At 71.0% G+C, this 19328-nt stretch carries 14 protein-coding genes; 8 read left to right on the top strand and 6 right to left on the bottom strand.

The window, feature by feature from the left end; genetic code table 11:
• Positions 1–9: 9 nt before the first annotated feature.
• Complete coding sequence (locus VH112_05235) at positions 10–1608, top strand: PD-(D/E)XK nuclease family protein (GenBank protein HEX4539630.1); 1599 nt, start codon at positions 10–12, stop codon at positions 1606–1608.
• A 7-nt stretch (positions 1609–1615) separates the two neighbouring features.
• Positions 1616–2023, top strand: coding sequence for a hypothetical protein (locus VH112_05240; protein ID HEX4539631.1), 408 nt, complete (start codon positions 1616–1618; stop codon positions 2021–2023).
• 13 nt (positions 2024–2036) lie between these two features.
• On the opposite strand, the gene VH112_05245 is transcribed toward VH112_05240, so the two are convergent.
• Positions 2037–3065, bottom strand: coding sequence for a DUF3048 domain-containing protein (locus VH112_05245; protein ID HEX4539632.1), 1029 nt, complete (start codon positions 3063–3065; stop codon positions 2037–2039).
• 416 nt (positions 3066–3481) lie between these two features.
• Between VH112_05245 and VH112_05250 the strand changes: the two genes are divergently transcribed.
• The 3 genes from VH112_05250 (at position 3482) to dprA (ending at position 7605) form a co-directional block, all read left to right on the top strand.
• Positions 3482–4675 carry an FAD-dependent oxidoreductase gene (locus tag VH112_05250; protein HEX4539633.1) on the top strand — a complete coding sequence of 398 codons (1194 nt, stop codon included), beginning with the start codon at positions 3482–3484 and terminating at the stop codon, positions 4673–4675.
• Between the two features lie 276 nt (positions 4676–4951).
• Positions 4952–6469 carry a YifB family Mg chelatase-like AAA ATPase gene (locus tag VH112_05255; GenBank protein HEX4539634.1) on the top strand — a complete coding sequence of 506 codons (1518 nt, stop codon included), beginning with the start codon at positions 4952–4954 and terminating at the stop codon, positions 6467–6469.
• Positions 6466–7605, top strand: a complete 1140-nt coding sequence (gene dprA / locus VH112_05260; GenBank protein ID HEX4539635.1) for a DNA-processing protein DprA — start codon at positions 6466–6468, stop codon at positions 7603–7605. The genes VH112_05255 and dprA overlap by 4 nt, the downstream gene beginning before the upstream one ends.
• A gap of 28 nt (positions 7606–7633) precedes the next feature.
• Here the strand turns inward: dprA and VH112_05265 are convergent, their stop codons facing one another.
• Complete coding sequence (locus tag VH112_05265) at positions 7634–8800, bottom strand: SLC13 family permease (GenBank protein ID HEX4539636.1); 1167 nt, start codon at positions 8798–8800, stop codon at positions 7634–7636.
• 126 nt (positions 8801–8926) lie between these two features.
• Between VH112_05265 and VH112_05270 the strand changes: the two genes are divergently transcribed.
• Positions 8927–12229: a ferritin-like domain-containing protein gene (locus VH112_05270; GenBank protein ID HEX4539637.1), complete on the top strand. Its 3303-nt coding sequence runs from the start codon at positions 8927–8929 to the stop codon at positions 12227–12229.
• Positions 12230–12249: 20 nt separating this feature from the next.
• Here the strand turns inward: VH112_05270 and VH112_05275 are convergent, their stop codons facing one another.
• Both VH112_05275 and VH112_05280 read right to left on the bottom strand, forming a co-directional pair.
• Positions 12250–13206 (bottom strand): SDR family oxidoreductase, encoded by a 957-nt coding sequence (locus VH112_05275; protein HEX4539638.1) that lies wholly within the window; start codon positions 13204–13206, stop codon positions 12250–12252.
• Positions 13207–13289: 83 nt separating this feature from the next.
• Positions 13290–15272, bottom strand: coding sequence for a CocE/NonD family hydrolase (locus tag VH112_05280; GenBank protein HEX4539639.1), 1983 nt, complete (start codon positions 15270–15272; stop codon positions 13290–13292).
• A 143-nt stretch (positions 15273–15415) separates the two neighbouring features.
• Between VH112_05280 and VH112_05285 the strand changes: the two genes are divergently transcribed.
• Positions 15416–17014: an ABC-F family ATP-binding cassette domain-containing protein gene (locus VH112_05285; protein HEX4539640.1), complete on the top strand. Its 1599-nt coding sequence runs from the start codon at positions 15416–15418 to the stop codon at positions 17012–17014.
• Positions 17015–17042: 28 nt separating this feature from the next.
• Here the strand turns inward: VH112_05285 and VH112_05290 are convergent, their stop codons facing one another.
• The gene (locus VH112_05290) at positions 17043–17246 is read right to left on the bottom strand and encodes a hypothetical protein (GenBank protein ID HEX4539641.1); all 204 of its coding nucleotides are present in this window, start codon (positions 17244–17246) and stop codon (positions 17043–17045) included.
• 136 nt (positions 17247–17382) lie between these two features.
• On the opposite strand from VH112_05290, the gene bioB reads away from it, so the two are divergent.
• A complete protein-coding gene (gene bioB / locus VH112_05295; protein ID HEX4539642.1) occupies positions 17383–18456 on the top strand; it encodes a biotin synthase BioB in 1074 nt (357 codons plus the stop codon).
• Positions 18457–18623: 167 nt separating this feature from the next.
• Here bioB and VH112_05300 read toward each other — a convergent pair.
• Positions 18624–19328 (bottom strand): NAD-dependent dehydratase (locus VH112_05300; GenBank protein HEX4539643.1); only part of this gene is annotated, 705 nt, incomplete at its 5' end.

The raw sequence follows: 19328 nt of genomic DNA on the forward strand, positions 1-19328 counted from the left end.
GATGTCGGCATGACGTTCACCGCTCTGCACCACCCCGTCGCTACGATCACCGCTGGTGGGCCCACGAGCGGAACGCAGCGAGCGAGGGTGACACCGGCGCCCGCCAAGGTGACCCCGCTCTGCCTCGAGGCCGCCGAGCGGGCGTGCCCCCGGTGGCTGGCCTGCGAGATCGACGAGCGACCAGGGACGCGGACGGCGTTCAATCGATGGCGCATCCGCAACGCCCTCGTGGCCAGGGCCACGGCCGCTCATCGCCAGCTGCGGGCGCCCCGGCCCGAGGACTTCGGTCCTCCGTCGAACCTGCTCCCGGAGGAGGCAGCCATCTTCGTGGAGGCCGGCGCCGGCTACGTTCGTCATTTCGGTGGCCGGGACGTCCGGGCTGTCGCCCACGGGCCCAGCAGGCCCGACTACTGGCCGAAGCGGAACCTCACCGTTGGAGGCGCCATCGATCTCGCGGTCGAGGACGCGGACGGCGACCTGGAGCTCCGCCAGCTCGAGCTGTGGGGTGGCCCCGTGTGCGCCGACCCCACGAGGAGCGCCAAGGTGCTCTGCGCCGTGCTCCGCCTCGCCAGGCGGGCGTCGGGCGGGGGTCTGCGGGTGCGACACGTCGACCTGTTGGGTGCCGATGCCGACGAGTGGGAGATCGACTGGGCTAGGGACCTGCAGGGCCTCGGGGCTCTGCTGGATGAGCGCGTGGCGGTCGTTCGGGAGCGGGCGCGCTCGCCGTCGCCGGAGATCGGCCAGGGCTGTGGCATGTGCCGGCACGCCGAAGACTGCCCGGCCCATCGCAACGCAGGTACGCCCGTCCCGCCGACCGATGTCGACGATCACCAGGGAGAGGATCTCATCGGCGACATCGTGCGCCTGAGCCCCACGGCGGTGGAGAACTGGTACCGGTGTCGCCGGGCCTTTCGGGCCCGCCATCTTCTGTCGCTGCCCGGCACCGATCCGGGCCCGGGCGGGGCCAACGAGGGACTGCTCGTCCATCGACTGTTGCACCGACTCCACCGCGAAGGCCGCTGTGGCGATGCGCTCCGGATGTCTGACCTGGCCGAGAGCCATGCCGGCGCCGACGGCCTCGACGCCTCGAGGACCTTGGGATTTCTCGATCGCCATGCCCGCCGGTGTCCCCGGGGAGCCATCTCCGTCGGGCACGAGCGAGAGCTCGCCCGGGGCTGGTTCGGCGCGCGGCCGGTGCTCATGGTGACGGGGACCATCGATGCCGTGTGGAGCCACGGCGGTCTGTTGGATGCCCGTGACTACAAGTGCGGCGTGCCGCAGGTGGCCACGTTGCGCGACAGCGCCGAGGCCCGGGTGCAGGCATGGCTGCTCGCGCCGCTCGCCGAGGAGCTCGGGCTCCAGCTTCGGCTGCGCCATGAGCACCTGTCGCCTCAGGCCGCCGACGATCCTGACCCCTTCGAGCCAGACGCCGAGGACCTGGAGGAGATCTCGGCCGAGCTCATCGGCCTCGGCGCCGCCGTCGGCGCCGAGCGGGAGTGGCGGGGCGTGAGCACCGAGCCGGTGTGCCGGACCTGCTCCTACCGTTCGGTCTGCCCGGACAACGCCTCACGCGCTGGCATACAGAGCTCGGGCCGAGAGGTGCTATGAAGGCGCCGTGACCAAAGAGGAGGCGCGCGAGTACGCCCGTCGCCTGGCCGGCCTGCGGGTGGCCATCGGAGCCACTGCCATCGTGGCCCCCCGGCTCGTGACCAGACCGTGGTTGGGTCGCGGCGTGGGACGTCCGACCGACAAGCTGCTGGCCCGGTCGCTCGGCAGCCGTGACATCGCCCTCGGCTTGGGAGCCATCCTGGCTATGGATCGCGGCGCGCCGTCCCGCGGCTGGCTGGAAGCAGGCGGCCTGGCGGACGCCGGGGACCTTCTGGGCACGCTGCTCGCGTTCCGCTCGCTGCCTCGGTTCGGCCGGTGGACGATGCTGCTCGCCACCACTGGAGCCGTCGCCGCGGCCGGTGTGCTGGCGCCGATGGTGGACCGACAGGAGGATCGGCCCGGCGCTGTCGTTTGAGAGCCCGAGCTGGTTATGAGATGGCGGGCGTGAGCGGGCGGGGCTGGAGCTCGATCCACGAAGGGCCGGGCTGGAGCGCGATTGTGGCGCCCGTCGAGTCGGTCAGCTTCATCGTGTCGGTGATGGTGTTGCGCGTCCACGTGCCGGTGATGACCTGTCCGTTGCGCAGGACGGCAGCCGGGCCGGACCCCACCACGATCACGAGTGGGTCCTCGTTGCCTGCGGAGTCAAAAATCCCCGTCGGCCCGATGGCAGTCGACAGCACCACGACATCAGTGGCCGAGATACGCGATCCGTTGGAGAGCACGTCCGCCTTACCGTTCTGAGTTCGCAGGTACTTCTGGGTGGTCGGGTCCCAGGTCCAGGTGACGGTGGAGATGTTCGACATCGGGATGCGGGCGGTGACGCCGCTCGACCCCTTCGGCACGGCGGCGTTGTACGTGAAGATCGGCTTCGGCGGGCTCGTGCTCGCGCCCGCCTTCTCCCCAGCGGCGTAGAGATCGGTGGTCGAGGCGTACACCTGGAACGGCACCGGATGCCCCGGGAGCTGCTTGAAGGCCGAGATACCGGCGTCGAAGGACAGCAGGGTCGCGGTGGACTGCGCCTTGACCGGTGCGATCTCTCCGGCGGCCGCGCCCGAGTAGGCGAAGATGCCCCCGCCGAGCTGGCGCAGCAGTGCGGCGTCGACGGGCCGAGCCGATCGGATCGGGCCGACCAGTGTCGCGTCCTGGGACTGGTATGTGGCCAGCAGCCTCGTAAGCCCACCTTCGACGAGAGCGTCGGTGACGATGTCGGCCTTGTCGAGACCCGACTGGGGTAGTCCAGGCGGTGAGTTGTCGACCTTGATCGACAGGGCGGGCCGCTGGTTCACGCTTGGGACGACTAGACCAGTCAGGGGCGCGGTGGCGGGGCCGCTCGTCGTCGACTTGCCACCGCTCGAACAGCTGGCGGCGACGAGTGCGGCGGTCGAGAGGGCGACCCCGAGAGACAGCTTGGAGAGGCGTCGACGCCCGAGGACGGCCGTCCGTGAGGTGACAGGCACGCCGACAGGTTAGAGGTTTGTGGGCACCCCTTGATGGACCATTGCTCAGTCGCGAACGGCGAGGGCGAGGCCGGCCTCGACCAGCCACATCCCGACTGTCCGCCTCCAACTGCCCGTTCGACGAGAGTGCAGACCCCACCGCGCCCGGCCGGCCCCTCGCCTCGGCGGGCAGGGGCGGCCGGGCGCTGGCGCCTTTCGCCAGGCCATCGGCTCTGGGGTCCAGTTGTGGAGCAGAAGGGGATGCATGTCGGCTCCGTCATCGGCGTGGTCGGTGCCTGCCGACACCGTCGCAGCCCTGGCCGCCGAGAGCCAGAGAGTTTCCGACGGTGCCACTGTGGGACCACAATCACCCCGTGTCGTCATGGCTCGAGCCCGCCCGCCGATTACCCGTGATTGGTCAACCAGACGTGTTGGTCGTGGGGGCCGGCTCCGCCGGCATCGCGGCCGCGTTAGCGGCGGCCCGCCGAGGCGCGGACACCTGGCTGCTGGAGCAGTCGGGCTTCCTCGGTGGCCTGGCGACCGTCGGGCTCATCAACCTGCTCCTGACCATGGATGACGGTGGCGGTACGGCTGTGGTGGCCGGACTGTGCCAGGAGTTCATCGACCGCATCGACGAGCGCGGAGCGGCGCGTCACCCGCCTGCGAGTGAATGGGACAGCGAGGACCCTTCGACAGTGGATCGGTGGCGCCGATGGGGGCTCATCTGGGGTGCTCCTCCGGAGGCGGTGCGGTACTCGGTGGCGTTCGACCCCGAGGTCTTCGTCGACGTCGCCCACGAGACGCTCGCGACGGCTGGCGTCCGGCTCCGTCTCCACAGCTCGTTCGCCACGGTTGCCATGACCGACGCAGCCGTCGCAGCCGTCATCGTGGAGTCGAAGCGGGGTCGGGAGGCGATCTGCCCGCAGGTGGTGGTCGATGCCACTGGCGACGCAGACGTGGTCGTCGCGGCCGGCGCCGACCACGAAAGGGTGAGCATCCCGCCGTACCTGTGGTTCCGGGTCGGCGGCGTGCCCGAGGCGGCGGTAGACGACGCTGGTCGCACTTTGTTCCTCACCACCGGGAGGGGGCGCGTCCTGGTTCCCTGGGGACCTTCGACCCAGCGGGTCGATCCGTGTGATCCCGACGACATGACGGCGGCCGAGGTGCGGTGCCGACTGGCGGCGCGAAGTGAGTTCGAGCGGCTCCGACGAGAGGTCCCGGGATTCGCGGACGCGTGGCTCGACGACTACGCGCGCATGCTGGGCATCACCGAGAGTCGTCGGCTGGTCGGTGCCTACGTGCTCCGAAAGGAGGACGGGGACCTCCGCTTTCCGGACGCGATCGCCCAGACGGGCCACTGGACGAGGCGACACGTGGTGTTCGACATCCCGTATCGCTGCCTCGTCACGCCGGCGGTGACCAACCTGCTTGTGGCGGGCCGATGCATCTCAACGACCCGCTACGTGCACCAGGCCACCAAGGAGATCCCGGCGGCGATGGCCACCGGGGAGGCCGCGGGCGCGGGAGCGGCACGGGCTGCCGCTGCCCGCGTCGCTGTCCAGCATGTCGACATCGCTGCCCTGCGTGCTGATCTTCGTTCGCAGGGTGCGTTCGTCGGCGGCCCCGACTGACGTCGCCTCCTCGTCCCGCGGCTTTCGAAGGGACGTCCGTGCAAGTACCCAGTGTTCCACCTTACGTCGAAATGGATCGCTGGCGCCCGGTGCTTTCGACATAAGGTGGAACGCGGGCACAATCGAGACGGTCGCTCTTCGGCGGCCGCGGGATGCCTCGCATCGCATCTGGGGGAGGTTGCTGTCACACCTCTCGCGTACGATGCCCACGGCGCCTCGAGTGGCCGGCGCCCACACCCAGGCCCTCCCAATGGATCGCATGACCAGGGAGTAGCCGTGATCGCCGCCATCCCATCCGCCACCCTCTTCGGTGTCGAGGGTCGGCCAGTCGCCGTGGAGGTACACGTCTCCAACGGCCTGCCCGGGTTCACCGTCGTCGGCCTGCCCGACGCCGCCTGCAGGGAGTCGCGAGACCGCGTGCGGGCGGCCCTGCTGTCGAGCGGGCTGCCTTGGCCGCTGCGGAGGGTGACGGTGAACCTCGCCCCCTCCGGGGTCCGCAAGGGTGGCGCGGGACTCGACCTGCCGATCGCCATCGGTCTGCTCGTCGCCAGCGGTCAGCTACCGGCCGAGGCGGTGGAGAACTGCGGTTTCCTGGGGGAGCTCGGACTCGACGGCTCGCTGCGGCGGATCCCTGGAGTCGTCGCTCTCGTGGATGCGATGTGCGTCGGTGCGGTCGTCGTGCCGGCAGCCTGCGCCGACGAGGCGGCGCTGGTTGGCCGCCACGTCGTCCGAGGGATCAGCTCGCTGTCCCAGCTCGTCGACGCCCTGCGGGGGGTGGGCCCCTGGCCGAGCGTGTCCGTTCGTCCGAGGGTGGCAGCGACGGGGTCCCAGGAGCCGGATCTCCGCGACGTGCGCGGCCAGCGCCTCGGCCGGCGGGCGCTTGAGGTGGCCGCGGCGGGAGGTCATCACGTGCTCTTCATCGGCCCACCGGGGTCTGGGAAGACAATGCTCGCCAGCCGGCTCGCGCCCATTCTTCCCCCACTGGGATCGGCAGAGGCCCTCGAGACGACGCGCGTGCACTCGACTGCAGGGCTCGCCCTGTCGGGCGACCTCGTCCGGCGCTCGCCGTTCCGGGCGCCGCACCATGGCGCCTCGGACGTGTCCGTCATCGGGGGTGGCACGTCGTGGATGCGACCGGGGGAAATCAGCCTTGCCCACAACGGCGTCCTGTTCCTCGACGAGATGGGTGAGTTTGCCGGGACGGTTCTCGAGGCCCTGCGTCAACCGCTCGAGGAGGGCGTGGTGCGAGTCTGCCGGGCTCGGGCGAGCGTGACCTTCCCCGCTCGCTTCCTGCTCGTCGGGGCCATGAACCCCTGTCCGTGCGGAGAAGGGTCGATGCCGGGTGCCTGTCGCTGCTCGGAGGCGGCGCGGGCGAGGTATGCGCGTCGTCTCTCCGGACCAGTGCTGGACCGCTTCGACCTGCGCGTCGCGCTGAGTCGTCCCGACGTCGGGGAGCTGCTGGGCGGACCGGCAGGGGAGAGCAGCGCGGCGGTGGCCGATCGCGTGGCCCAGGCCCGGGAGCTGGCCGGCGCACGCGGCGTGCGAGCCAATGCCGGGATTCCGGCGAACCGGCTGGACGAGGTTGCACCGCTCAGCAGTGAGGCCGAGGCGTTGCTGGAACGCCGGCTGCGATCGGGCGCGCTGAGCGCACGAGGGCTGCACCGCGTCCGGCGCGTCGCCCGTACGCTCGCCGACCTCGACGGCGCCCCACCGGTCATCGGAGCGGGGCAAGTGGCCGCGGCCCTCGAGCTGCGGGTGGCCTTCACGGCGCTGGCACCGTCGCTGGCGTCATGAGCGGCGCTGTGTCAGCCAACGAGGCCACGGAGGTCGACAGGCTCGCAGCGGCCGCGCTGGCAGGGCTGCCGAAGATGAGCTTCGGTCGGCTTCGCGCCCTGCTCGCGGCCGCCCCAGCGGCAGCGGCCTGGGCTGGGGTGGCGGAGGATCGGGGCTTCGTGCCGCGCGCTCTCGGTGGGGATACCGCTGCGTTCGCTGGTGACTGGGCGAGCGCGGCGCGACGGGTCGACCTGGCCGCGATAGGCCGGGCCCATCAGGCCGCCGGCGTCGCGGTACACCTGCTCGGGGACGCCGACTATCCCTCGGTGCTGGCGGACGACCACGAGGCACCAGCCGTGCTGTTCTCGCGCGGCGACCTCGGCGCCCTCACAGGGCCCATCGTCGCCGTCGTGGGTACACGCTCAGCGACGCACTACGGCCAGGACGTCGCCGCCGAGCTGTCGCGCGACCTGGCCCGGGCGGGCGTCGTCGTTGTCTCCGGCCTCGCCCTGGGTATCGACGCCGCTGCTCATCAAGGCGCGCTAGCCGCGACAGGCGCGCCGCCAGTGGGTGTGGTCGCGTCGGGCCTCGACGTCGTCTACCCCAGCCGCAACGCCCGGTTGTGGGACCAGGTGGCGACGAGGGGCACCTTGTTGTCCGAGTCCCCGCTCGGGACGACAGCTGCGGCCTGGCGCTTTCCGATGCGCAACCGGATCATCGCCGCCATCGCCCAGGTCGTCGTGGTCGTCGAGGGCCATCGCCGTAGTGGCGCGCTGCACACGGTCGAGGCCGCGATCGAGCGGGGGAGACTCGTGATGGCCGTCCCCGGCTCGGTGCGCAGTCCGGCCTCCGAGGGGACCAACGCTCTGCTGGCCGACGGATGTCAACCGGCTCGGGACGCCGACGACGTGTTGGTCGCGGTGGATCTGGAGCGGACCGGGCGCTCGACGACTCCGACTCCTCCACGGGGTGCCGAGCTCGGCGAAGACGAGAGAGCCACGTTGAACGCCCTCGACTGGCAGCCCACGGGGACCGACGAGGTCCTGCGGCGGACAGGGATGCCGCTGGGCGAGGTGGCGGTCATCCTCGACCGGCTGGAGGAGGCTGGTCTGGCCCGAGGAGGACCCGGCTGGTGGGAGCGACGTCGGCGTCGGTGAGCACGACCTACGGCAGAGAGCTTTCGACTCAGCGGGACCCAGTGAGCACGAGGGCGCCGACGGCGGCGACCATCGACAGGGGCACGGCCACAACGCCGAGGCGAGCTGCCTTGGCGAGTGACGGGCGCGCCCCGGCGGCTCGAGCCGCCCGTAGCCAGAGAATCCACGCCAGGGAGCCGGTCACGAAGAGGTTCGGTCCGATATCGAGCCCGACCAGCAGGGCGAATGGGTGGGGTGGCACCCGGGCGGCGAGCAGGGACGCCGCCGGCAGGTTGTTGACAAGGACTGACGTCCCGGCGGCGACGAACGCCGTAGCCCACACATCGAGATGCGACAAGGCCATCGCCGGGCCCGACCAGGCCCGACCGAGGACACCGAGTGCGACCGCCACCCCGAAGAGCCCGACGAGCACCGGGAGCCCTAGCGTGTCGAGTGTCGGCCCCAAGCGTTGCCTTCGCCCGACGCACCGAAGGGCGACGCCGACGAAGCCGACGAGGGCAACGGGAATGGCGGGGGACCTCAGGACCAGCACCAGCAGCGTGGCTGCCACAACCGCGGCAAGACCGATCCCGAGCACCGGCCGTTCCGGGCTCGTGAGCTCGCGGGCGGTCACCCGGAGCGACCGTCGCTCGAAGACGACGACGACGGCACCGGTCACTGCCAAGGCGGCGAGCCACGCCAGCCAGGTGTGGGCGAGGAACCTTCCCCCTGAAATGTGCAGGTGACCGAGGACGATGAGGTTCGTCAGGTTCGAGCCCGGCAAGAGGAGGGAGCCGGCATTGGCGAGCAGGAGACAGGCATAGACGAGGGGAGTTGCGTCGCTCTCCCCTCGGCTCCTGGCGGTGTAGACGAGGACAGGGGTCAGAAACACCACCGCCGTGTCGAGATTGAGGATCGCCGTCACGACGCCGACCACGACCGCCCCACCGACGAACAAGGCCAGGCCGCTTCGAGCGGTCCGGGCGAGCTGGTGGCCTGCGGCCGAGAACAGGCCGTCGTCCTCCGCCACGCGACCGACGAGGAGAAGACCCGTGACGAGGACGAACGGCGACCAGTCCTGCGCTGCCGCCAACCTGGCGTCGAGAGGATGAGTCGCGGCCGCGACCAGCGCGCCGGCGGCGCCCACCGCTGCCAACAGCCAGCCGAGCGGCAACCCGGGCCCAGCGTGGGGGTCCCGCTGCGGGGCCCTGTCCACCGAGCAAACGCTACACCTGGCTCTCGACACATCAACGACGATTGCGCTGTGAGATGCGGTCGCCTTCGAAGAGTCGTACGGTCTGACCTGTCGACACTGCCGACGGACCGGCGAGGGAGGAGCGCCATGAGCGGTGTGCACGAGACGGCGAGTGGCGCGACGGCTGCCGCTGGTCAAGGGCGATTGGCTCAGCTCATCGCGGCTCGCGGAGGAAAGGCGGAGCCAGAGGCTCCGTTCGTGATCGAGCACCGGGAAGCGCTGATCTACATGCTCTGCGAGGCGGCGGAGCTCGAGCACGGCATCATGTGCCAGTACCTCTTCGCCGCCTTTTCCCTCAAGCAGAGCGAGGACGAGGGCCTGAGCGCGACGGAAGTCGACGCCGCCCGGCGCTGGCGGGGGGCCGTCGCCCACGTGGCCACCCAGGAGATGCTCCACCTCGCGCTCGTCCACAACCTGCTGTCAGCAGTGGGCGCCGCGCCGCACCTGGCCCGGCCCAACCTGCCGCAGCCCCTCGATCACTATCCCGCCGGCGTGCAGCTGGCCTTGCTGCCATTCGGGGAGCAGGCGCTCCGGCATTTCATGTTCCTCGAGCGCCCCGAGGGCATGGAGCTCGAGGACGCCGACGGCCTGAGGGCGATGGGCAGGGCGGAGCCGGTTCTGGAGGAGGGCGACATCGTGCCCAGGTTGCAGGACTTCGCCACCGTCGGTCACCTGTACCGGTCGATCGAGCAGGGCCTCGCCCATCTGGCGGACAAGTACGGCGAGGAGGGCCTGTTCGTGGGGCCCGCCGAGGCCCAGGCGACCACCGCGAGCTTCCGCTGGCCCGAGCTGGTCGCGGTGACCGACCTCGGCTCGGCCCAGCAGGCCGTCGACACCATCCTCGAGCAGGGCGAGGGCCCGAGGGGCGAGTGGCGAACTGCCCATTTCGGACAGTTCGTCGAGGTGCTCGACGAGTTCTTGCAGATGAAAGAGGCCAACCCGGGCTTCGACCCGGTCCGTCCCGTGATGGCGGCCAACTGCCGCCAGCCGGAGCGCCACGTCGCGGTGCCGCTCATCACCGACGTGCTGACCGCAAAGTGCACCGACCTGTTCAACGTCGGCTACGAGATCCTGCTCCAGACCTTCGAGCGGTACTTCGCCCACACCGAGGAGACCGACGCGCAGCTGGCCACACTGGCCGATGCGACCCTGGCGCTGATGTTCCAGGTCATCAAGCCCCTAGGTGAGCTGATCACGACCCTTCCCGTGGGACCCGGCTTCGATGGCAAGACGGCGGGTCCCAGCTTCGAGCTGTTCTACGAGAGCGACTACCTGATGCCCCACCGCTCGGCGGCGTGGGCGCTGCTCGCCGAGCGCCTGGACGAGGCGGCCATGCTGTCTGGACAGATCGCCTCGGAGGCGGGCGGGCGGGTAGCCGACAGCCTGGCCCCGGTCGGTGCCGCCTTGTCGGACACGGCCCAATCGCTGAAGGACCACTTCTCGGACTGGGGCGCTCGTCCCCGAGCCACTCCGGACGTGGCGCCCGCAGCCGAAGCCGACGGCGACGGCGAACGCGAGGAGCTGGCGTCCTTGCGCGCCCGCGCCGATCAGTTGTCGCAGGCAGTCCGCGGTGCCGCCATCGGGGAGGTCCGGCGCGAGCTGGCGACGTTGTTCGACGGTGCCGTTCGGCTTACGAGAGCGGTCGTTGCCGGCGCTGACGACTTCGAGACCGGACAGGCGCGTGCGGTGGCCGCCCGACTGGTCGACAGCGTCCTGCGTCCGCTTGCAGACATCCTCGCCCCGGCGTCCGAGGGAGGGTCGGGGCGCGAAGAAGACCGCCCCGTCGCGGCCGAGGGCCCGGTGCGCGATCAAGCGTGGCAACTGGCCAAGGAGGCGACCCGGCTGTGCAGCCGTCTCAGCACGGATTCGGCGGCGAGGCGTGCCGTGCTCGAGGCGACCGCAGCGTTGCAAGATCTCGCCTGCCAGCTCGATCCGGATGAGGCTGACGCCCGGACGGAAGAGCTGCGGAGCCTGCAGGCCCGCATGGCGCCCGGGATCGAGCCCGCACCCGACGGTCCGTACCTCGTGACCAACGCCGAGAGCCTGCGTAGCTGGCTCGGAGAGGCAATCCCATCCCGCCCGACGATGGCGCTGTGCCGGTGCGGCGGCTCGGCCATGAAGCCGTTCTGCGACGGCACCCACGCCACGAACGGGTTCACCGCAGCCAAGGATCCGAAGCGGGTCCCTGACCGCCGTGACACCTATGTGGGCCAGCAGGTGACGATCCTCGACAACCGGGGAACGTGCCAGCACGCGGGCCTGTGCAGCGACCGCCTGTCGACGGTCTTTCGGACCGACCAGGAGCCCTTCGTCGCACCCAGCGGGGGCCGCATGGACGAGATCATCCGGGCCGTCCGGGACTGTCCCTCGGGGGCGCTCAGCTACGCCATCGACGGCGGGGAGGCGCGCGACCGCGTCGACTGGGACAACCGCCGGGAGCCGTCCATCGAGGTCTCCAAGGACGGTCCCTACCGCATCACCGGCGGGATCGCCCTCGTGAGAGACGACGGCGCTGACGTGGCGCGCAACGCTGGGGCGTCGTACGAGCACTACGCCCTGTGCCGCTGCGGCCACTCACAGAACAAGCCGTTCTGCAGCGGCATGCACTGGTACGTGGACTTCCATGATCCCGCTTTCGACCCCGACCGCGAGCCGACGATGTTCGAATGGTGCGGCGGCCTTCCTGCCCTCACCAGGATGACCCGGCTGTTCTACGAAAGGTATGTGCCCGAGGACGCGCTGCTGGCCCCACTGTTCGCCAACATGTCGGCCGACCACCCGCAACGGGTGGCCAAGTGGCTGGGCGAGGTGTTCGGCGGACCCCCGGCGTACAGCGAGGAATTCGGGGGCTACACGCGGATGGTGCATCAGCACATCGGCAAGGGCCTCACCGAGGAGAAGCGCGCCCGCTGGGTCACGCTCATCCTCCGTTCGGCCGACGAGGCTGGGATGCCGAGAGATCCCGAGTTCCGCTCCGCCTTCGCCTCCTACATCGAGTGGGGATCGCGCCTCGCTCTCGAGAACTCCCAGGCTGGCGCCGAGCCTCCCGAGCACATGCCCATGCCTCATTGGAGCTGGGGCACCGCCGGCCCTCCGGGCGGTAGGGTCTCAGCCGTGCCCTCTGCGGATGCCGGCGACGAGCCACCGGCGGCCTTGCCCACTTCCGACGAGACGGTGAGCTTCGCCAAGCACATCAAGCCGCTGTTTCGCGACCGCGACCGGCAATCGATGAAATTTGCCTTCGACCTCTGGTCCTTCGACGACGTGGGCGCGCGAGCTGACGACATCCTCGAGCGCCTGCGGAACGGGTCGATGCCGTGCGACCGAGCGTGGTCGGAGGAGAAGGTGCAGGTCTTCCAGCGCTGGATCGACTCGGGCAAGACTGCCTGACCCGGGGGAGGGGTCGCAGCTCACTGACCCGGGCGCGAGCCGAGCAGGGCGGTGCCGAAGTCGGTGCTGCCGTGGTCGTAGGCCCGATCGGGGTCGGCCCGGACTCTCGAGTCCTGAGCCTTGGCGTCGTCGCCGACGAGGATCCGCCAGCGTCCCGCCCGCACGCCGTCCAGGATGATCGTCGCCGCCTCGGCGGCGGTGAGTGGTGCGCTGTCACGGAAGCCCTCGACCATCATCTTGACGATCTGGCGCAGCTGGTCAGCCGAGATGTCGTCCGCCGGGAGGCCCCGCATGGCCATCTGGTCTCGCATCTGCTCGAGGTCGGCGTCGGGGATCTCCTCCGGCTCGGGGCTGCCGAGGATGCGCCGGGAGTTGACCACGATGTCGGTCCCGATGTGGCCGGGCATCACGACCGCGACCTTGACGTGTGGCGCGTGGATCCTGAGATCCTCGATCAGGGCCTCGGAGAACCCCTTCACCGCGAACTTGGCCGTGCTGTAGGCCGTGTGGGGGACGCCGGGACCGAGCGACGCCCAGAATCCGTTCACGCTGCTGGTGTTGACGAGGTAGCCGTCGTCGCTGGCGATCAACAGGGGCAGGAATGCTCGGGTGCAGTAGTAGACACCCCACCAGTCGATGGCGAAGGTCCGCTCCCAGGCCGCCCGCTCGTCGGCGATGAAGCTGCCGCCTCCTCCGATGCCGGCGTTGTTGAACACCAGGTTCACGTGGTCGGTTGCGTGCTGGCTCGTCACCTCGTCACGAAAGCTCTGGACGTCGGCCTCGACCGAGACGTCGCACACGTGCGTCGTGATCCGGCTCCCGGCTGGGGCGCGTCCGGCCGTCTCGCTCACACCGGCGGGGTCGATGTCGCAGGTGGCGACCGCGCATCCCTCGGCTGCGAGCTGAAGCACCAGCTCCCGTCCCATGCCGGAGGCGCCTCCGGTGACAACGGCCAACTTCCCGGCAAACGAGTCCACGCTCGAGCTCCACGCCCTTCCGGGCCGGCCTTGGGGCCGGCGGTCCTGGGTGAGCCACCGTAGGCGGGCTCGACCCGGTCGGGCTAGTGGCAGAGGCCGCAGGGCGCGGCGAGCGACGCTGCCGGGGCCAGGGGCAGCTCGACGAAGGAGGCCGCCCTCGCGTTGCGCTGGACCTGGTACGCGCCCCCGACGAGATTGGCCAGCTGCGCCGGGGTGGGACCGAGGTGGGGGGTGTCCGACGTCGTGACCGTGACGCGGAGGCGGTGCCCGGGAGCGAGCACGGCGACGGTCGGGAAGACCTCGACGTCGAATCGCGTCACCGAGCCGGTCGTCACCGGCGTGGCGGAGGCCTGCGTGTACGGGTGGTACGGAAGGAGCGGCACGCCACCGGATCCGTACCAGCTCTTCCCCGCGTCCACGGCCCGGAACGAGCCCAGCAGGGCTCCCGCCGTCAGGGGCGTGGAGGCGCCGCTCGGCGCCACGTCCTCCACGGTCGCCACCCACTCCGCGTCCTTCGTCGTCGAGGTGGCGTAGATGGTGGCGTCGATGGGGCCGCCCAGGACGGTCGGCGTGCCGAAGGCGCCGGTCGTGTAGGTGAGCGCGTTCGGCCCCGTCTGCAGCGCTCGGTCGTCGGTCGTGCAGGGGTCGCCCGGAAGGCCGGCTGAGGTGGTGGCCAGCGACAGCGCGCCCATGCTCCACTGCTCGGACTGGCGGTCGCAGGGGTTCGTGGCCCCCGTGAAGAGCACCGGGTCAGATCCGCTGCTCGCGGCCGGCCGGCCGGGCCGAAGGGTGCCGTCGTTGGTCGAGGGCGCCGACGACCCCGAGGGTCCGGCGGACAGGTAGTAGGTGGTCGGCCGGGCCTGGGGAAGCGGCCACGTGGCGGCGTCGGTCCAGCGGTTGGATCCCAGCTGGAAGAGATGGAGTGGCGTCCTGGTCTGGCCCATGCCCGTGGGCTCGCCCCGCAGCCAGGTGTCGAACCATTCGAGCTGGACGCGATGGAGGTCGACTCCCTGTCCGGCGGTCAGGTGGTACCAGGGACCCATCATGAGCTGGTAGCGGCCCGTCACGGGCTGGTCGGCTCGCATGGGGGCCCCGACAGGTCGGTGGGCCCAGGCGTTCTGGAGACCGGCATAGTTGAGCGGCTCGCCCCGCTGGAACAGGTCGTACCAGCCCCCCACGAGGAAGGCCGGGATGCCGTCGGAGACGATCTTGGAGAGCACGTCCGCCGGGTTGCGCGCCGCCCAGTAGGCGCCGTCGTAGGCCTGGTCTCCGCCGCTCTCGGTGTTCGCCAGGCTGGCGGCGTGGTACGTGGCCAGGCCCTGGGCGTGCTGGGCCTCGACGCTTGCCAGAGTGGCGCCGCTGCCGCTGTTGGGCGCGGCGGCGCTCTCCAAGGGCGGGTTGGCCATGTTGAGCGCCCCCGTCAGGCCCAGGTAGAGCCCGCCGAACTCGGTGTCGGGGATGCCGCCCTGGAGTGCGGTGTCCCGGTAGATGTCGTCGGCGGAGATGACGGGGAACAGCGCCTTGACCGGTGAGCCAGGGCCGAGACGGGCGGCGGTGAGGAACTGGTTGATGCCCATGTAGGACTCGCCGAACAGGCCCACTGCACCGGTCGAATGGGGCAGGCGGGCCACCCAGCGGACCAGAGCGGCCCCGTCGCTGGCCTGGGCCGGGTCGAACAGGCCCCAGCTGCCGCCCGAGTCGCCGGTGCCCCGGACGTCGGCCACGACTTCGAGGTAGCCGCGCTGGACGAAGTACGAGTCGCCCAGGGCCTCCTTGCCGTAGGGGGTCTGGGTCAGGAGCACCGGGAACGGTCCCGGCGCGGCCTTGCCGGTCGCCGGATCGGTCGGGAAGTGGACGTCGACGCGAAGCACGGTGCCGTCGGCCATGGTGACCCCGACGTTGCTCGTGCTCCCGACGCCGTACGTCGCCGCTTCGGGCTGCCACGCGGGCGGCGCCGCGCCGGCAGCAGCCGACGCGGCACCCGGGACGGCGGCTCCGGCAGCAACCACGATGGCGGCGACGGCGATGACGACCAGGCCCCGCCACCGCCGCACCTCGGTCCCCACCACCAGAGGGTTCGCCCCGCGGGGCCGATATCCTGTCGATCGTGAGGTTCCCGGCCGAATAGTCGAACCGTCGAACAGCGCCGACCCCCGTCGGGGGCGTCGGCCGCGGCCCGTTTCTTCCTGATCGTCCGAGGAGCCCGACCATGCTCACCGCTACCAACCTGCAGCTGCGCGTCGGGCCGCGCCTGCTCTTGGAGCCGGCGTCGTTCCACGTCGCCCCCGGCGACCGGGTGGGGCTGGTCGGACGCAACGGGTCCGGCAAGACGACCCTGGTGACAGCGCTGGCCGGCGAGACCGCGCCGGCCTCCGGCGACGTGGCGCGCTCGGGGGCGATCGGCTACCTGCCTCAGGATCCCCGGACCGGTGACCTCGATGTGTCCGCTCGCCAGCGGATCCTCTCGGCCCGGGGGCTCGACCACCTCACCCGGGAGATGGAGTCGGCGCGAGCCGCCATGGCCGGCCCCGACCGGGCCGCCGTCGAGCGGGTCCTGCGGCGCTACGGCGACCTGGAGGATCGCTTCCAGGTCCTCGGTGGCTATGGCGCCGAGGCCGAGGCCAGCTCGATCACGTCCAGCCTGGCGATCGGCGAGCGGGCGCTGGACCAGCCGCTGCGTACCCTCTCGGGGGGCCAGAGGCGCCGCATCGAGCTGGCCCGAGTCCTGTTCAGCGGGGCCGAGCTGCTGCTCCTGGACGAGCCCACCAACCATCTCGACGCGGACTCGATCGCCTGGCTGCGGGACTTCCTCCGCGCCCACACCGGAGGCCTCGTCGTCATCAGCCACGACGCCGGCCTGCTCGGGTCGACGGTCAACCGGGTCTTCCACCTCGACGCCAATCGGGCCGCCCTCGAGGTCTACAACCTCGGCTGGCGGGCCTACCTGGACCAGCGCGAGGTCGACGAGCGCCGCCGGCGGCGGGAGCGGGCCAACGCCGAGAAGCGGGCCACCGCCCTGCGAGACCAGGCGGCGCGTATGCGGGCAAAGGCGACCAAGGCCAGGGCGGCCAAGGGCATGGCCCGTCGCGCCGACCAGCTGATGGCGAGTGTCGACGACGTCCGCCGCCCCGACCGGGTGGCCCGGCTGCGCTTCCCGAGCCCGGCGCCGTGTGGGCGCACACCCCTGGCCGCCACCGGTCTTTCGAAATCCTTCGGATCCCTCGAGGTCTTCTGCGACGTCGACCTGGCAATCGACCGGGGCTCGAGGGTCGTGGTCCTGGGCCTGAACGGCGCCGGCAAGACCACGCTGCTGCGCGTCCTCATGGGGCTGGAGAGGCCGGACACGGGGACGGTGACTCCTGGGCACGGGCTTCGTCTGGGCTACTACGCCCAGGAGCACGAGCGTCTGGACAGAGACGCCAGCGTGCTCGAGAACCTGCGCTCGGCCGCCGCCGGTCTCGAGGTGGCCGAGGCCCGCAGCGTCCTGGGATCCTTTCTGTTCTCCGGTGACGCCGTCGACCAGCTCGTCGCAACCCTTTCTGGGGGAGAGAAGACCAGGCTGGCGTTGGCCACCCTCGTGGTCTCGGGAGCGAACGTGCTGCTGCTCGACGAGCCCACCAACAACCTCGATCCCGCCAGCCGGGCCGAGGTGCTCCGCGCTCTCGCCCGCTACGAGGGAGCGGTCGTGCTGGTCACCCACGACGAAGAGGCGGTCGAATCGCTGCGCCCCGAGCGCGTGCTGCTCCTGCCCGACGGTGTCGAGGACGCCTGGCGGGGCGAGCTCGCCAACCTGGTTGCCCTGTCGTGAGACCTCGGGCCAGCCTCCCGGGCCGGCCTCAGGCCGGCAGAGGCTGATCCACCGGGCGCACGTCTCCAGACGAGAACACGGCCGGGAGCACGGACCCGTCGGAGAGGCGCTCGACGCGGTACCCGCTCTCGAGCACCTCGGCGACGACGAAGCCCCGGCTCCACGAAGCCGTGAATCGGTTGACCACCTCGACCCTGGTGCCGGCGCTGACCCCGTCCACGTGCACCAGCACAACACGCCCACCTGAACGGGCAGCCAACTCCCGCTGACGCGGCTGCGAATCTCTGCGAAATGGAGGGCTGCTCGCAACCCTCGCCCCACGCCCACCTGCGAGCGCCGCCCCGAGCAGCCGCTAGCGTGTCGCCTCCGTGACCATCGAGCCCATGGAAGCGGGCGCGCCGCTCGCCCGAGAGGTGCCCATTTCGCCAGACCACGGGGCGCGCCCCGCTCGTTCGGTGTTGGCGGCCGCCGGCGCCGCGCTGCTGGACGACAAGCGGCTGCTCGACGACGGTGAGCTCCGCGCCCTGGCCCTGGTCCCCGACGAGGCGATCCCGTCCCTGGCGGCCCTGGCCCACGAGGTCAGGCTGTCCTGGCGGGGACCGACGGTCGAGGTAGAGGGGATCCTCTCGACCAAGACCGGCGGGTGCCCGGAGGACTGTGCCTTCTGCAGCCAGTCCTCGCAGTTCGACTCGCCCGTCAAGGCCACGCCCTTCCTGGACACCGGCGAGGTGCTGGCCGCCGCCGAGGAGACGGCCAGCCTGGGGGCGTCGGAGTTCTGCATCGTGCTGGCCGTGCGGGGTCCCGACGAGCGCACGCTACGGCGCATCATCGACCTGGTCCCGCTGGTCGGGGACCGCACCGGGCTCAACGTGGCCGTGAGCGCCGGGATCCTGTTGCCGGACCAGGCCCGCCGGCTGGCCGCCGCCGGCGTGCACCGCTACAACCACAACATCGAGACGGCGCGCTCGTTCTTCGGCCGGATCGTGACGACGCACACCTGGGAGGAACGGGCAGAGACGTGCCGGTTGGTGCGCCAGAACGACATGGAGCTCTGCTGCGGCGTGCTCCTCGGCATGGGCGAGAGCGACGAGCAGCGTCTCGAGCTGCTGGGTCAGCTCCGGGAGCTGGACCCCGCCGAGGTCCCGGTCAATTTCCTCAATCCCCGTCCCGGTACGCCGCTGGGGGAGCGACCCATCCTGGGGGCGATGGAGGCGCTGCGATGGATCGCGCTCTTTCGCCTGGCCCTACCGGGGGTGATCCTCCGGTACGCGGGTGGCAGGGAGGTCACCCTCGGCCAGCTCCAGGCCATGGGCATGACCGCAGGGATCAACGCCTTGATCGTCGGCAACTACCTCACGACCCTGGGTCGTCCCGCGGAGGAGGACCTTCGGATGCTCGCCGACCTGCGGATGCCGATCGGGGCGCTCAGCCCCGTCATCTGAGCCGTGGGGCCGCACTGCACCGGCTGCGGCCGGCCCGTGGAGCGCTGCCCGGGCTGTCGCCGATCGCTGGACCCGCCCCGGTTCTGCCCGTCCTGTGGGCGCCGGCTGACCGTACTCGTGACCCCGGCGCGGTCGGTGGGACGGTGCTCCGAGCACGGAGAGGCTGTCTAGACGGCGCCGACCCGGCTCCCGGTGCGACGCCAGTCGACCGTGGGAGGGATGGCCTCGGGCATGATGCGCGCCGCGTGGCGGTCGGCCACCGCCAGCAGGGACCTGATCAGGCTCTCCGAGAGGAGATGGGGCACCAGCCCGAGGTCGAGCAGCTTGGTGTGCGCCGCCCGGTAGTAGTGCGCCTGATCCTCGACCCGAGGGTCGGCGACCGCTTCGATCCGGGCCCGGCCGCCCGTGGCCGCCACGACCATCTCGGCCAGGTCCATCACCGACCAGGACTCGGTGAACTGGTTGAAGACCCGGTACTCGCCGGCGGCCGCCGGGCTCGACAGGGCGAGCTCCACACAGGCGAGGGTGTCCCTGATGTCGAGCATGCCCCTGGTCTGGCCGCCCGTCCCGTAGACGGTGAGGGGATAGTCGGCGCTGGCCTGCACTACGAAGCGGTTGAGCACGGTGCCGAACACGGCGTCGTAGTCGAACCGAGTGGCGAGATCGGGATGCAGAGTGGTCTCCGGAGTCTCCTGGCCGTAGACGATGCCCTGGTGCAGGTCTGTCGCCCGCAGTCCCCACGCCCGGACGGCGAAGGCGATGTTGTGGGAGTCGTGGACCTTGGACAGGTGGTAGAAGGAGCCGGGCTGCTTCGGGAAGGGCAGCACGTCCTTGCGCCCCCGGTGCCGGATCTCGATGAAGCCTTCCTCGAT

It is taken from the genome of Acidimicrobiales bacterium (assembly GCA_036270875.1).
Taxonomy (GTDB): domain Bacteria; phylum Actinomycetota; class Acidimicrobiia; order Acidimicrobiales; family AC-9; genus AC-9.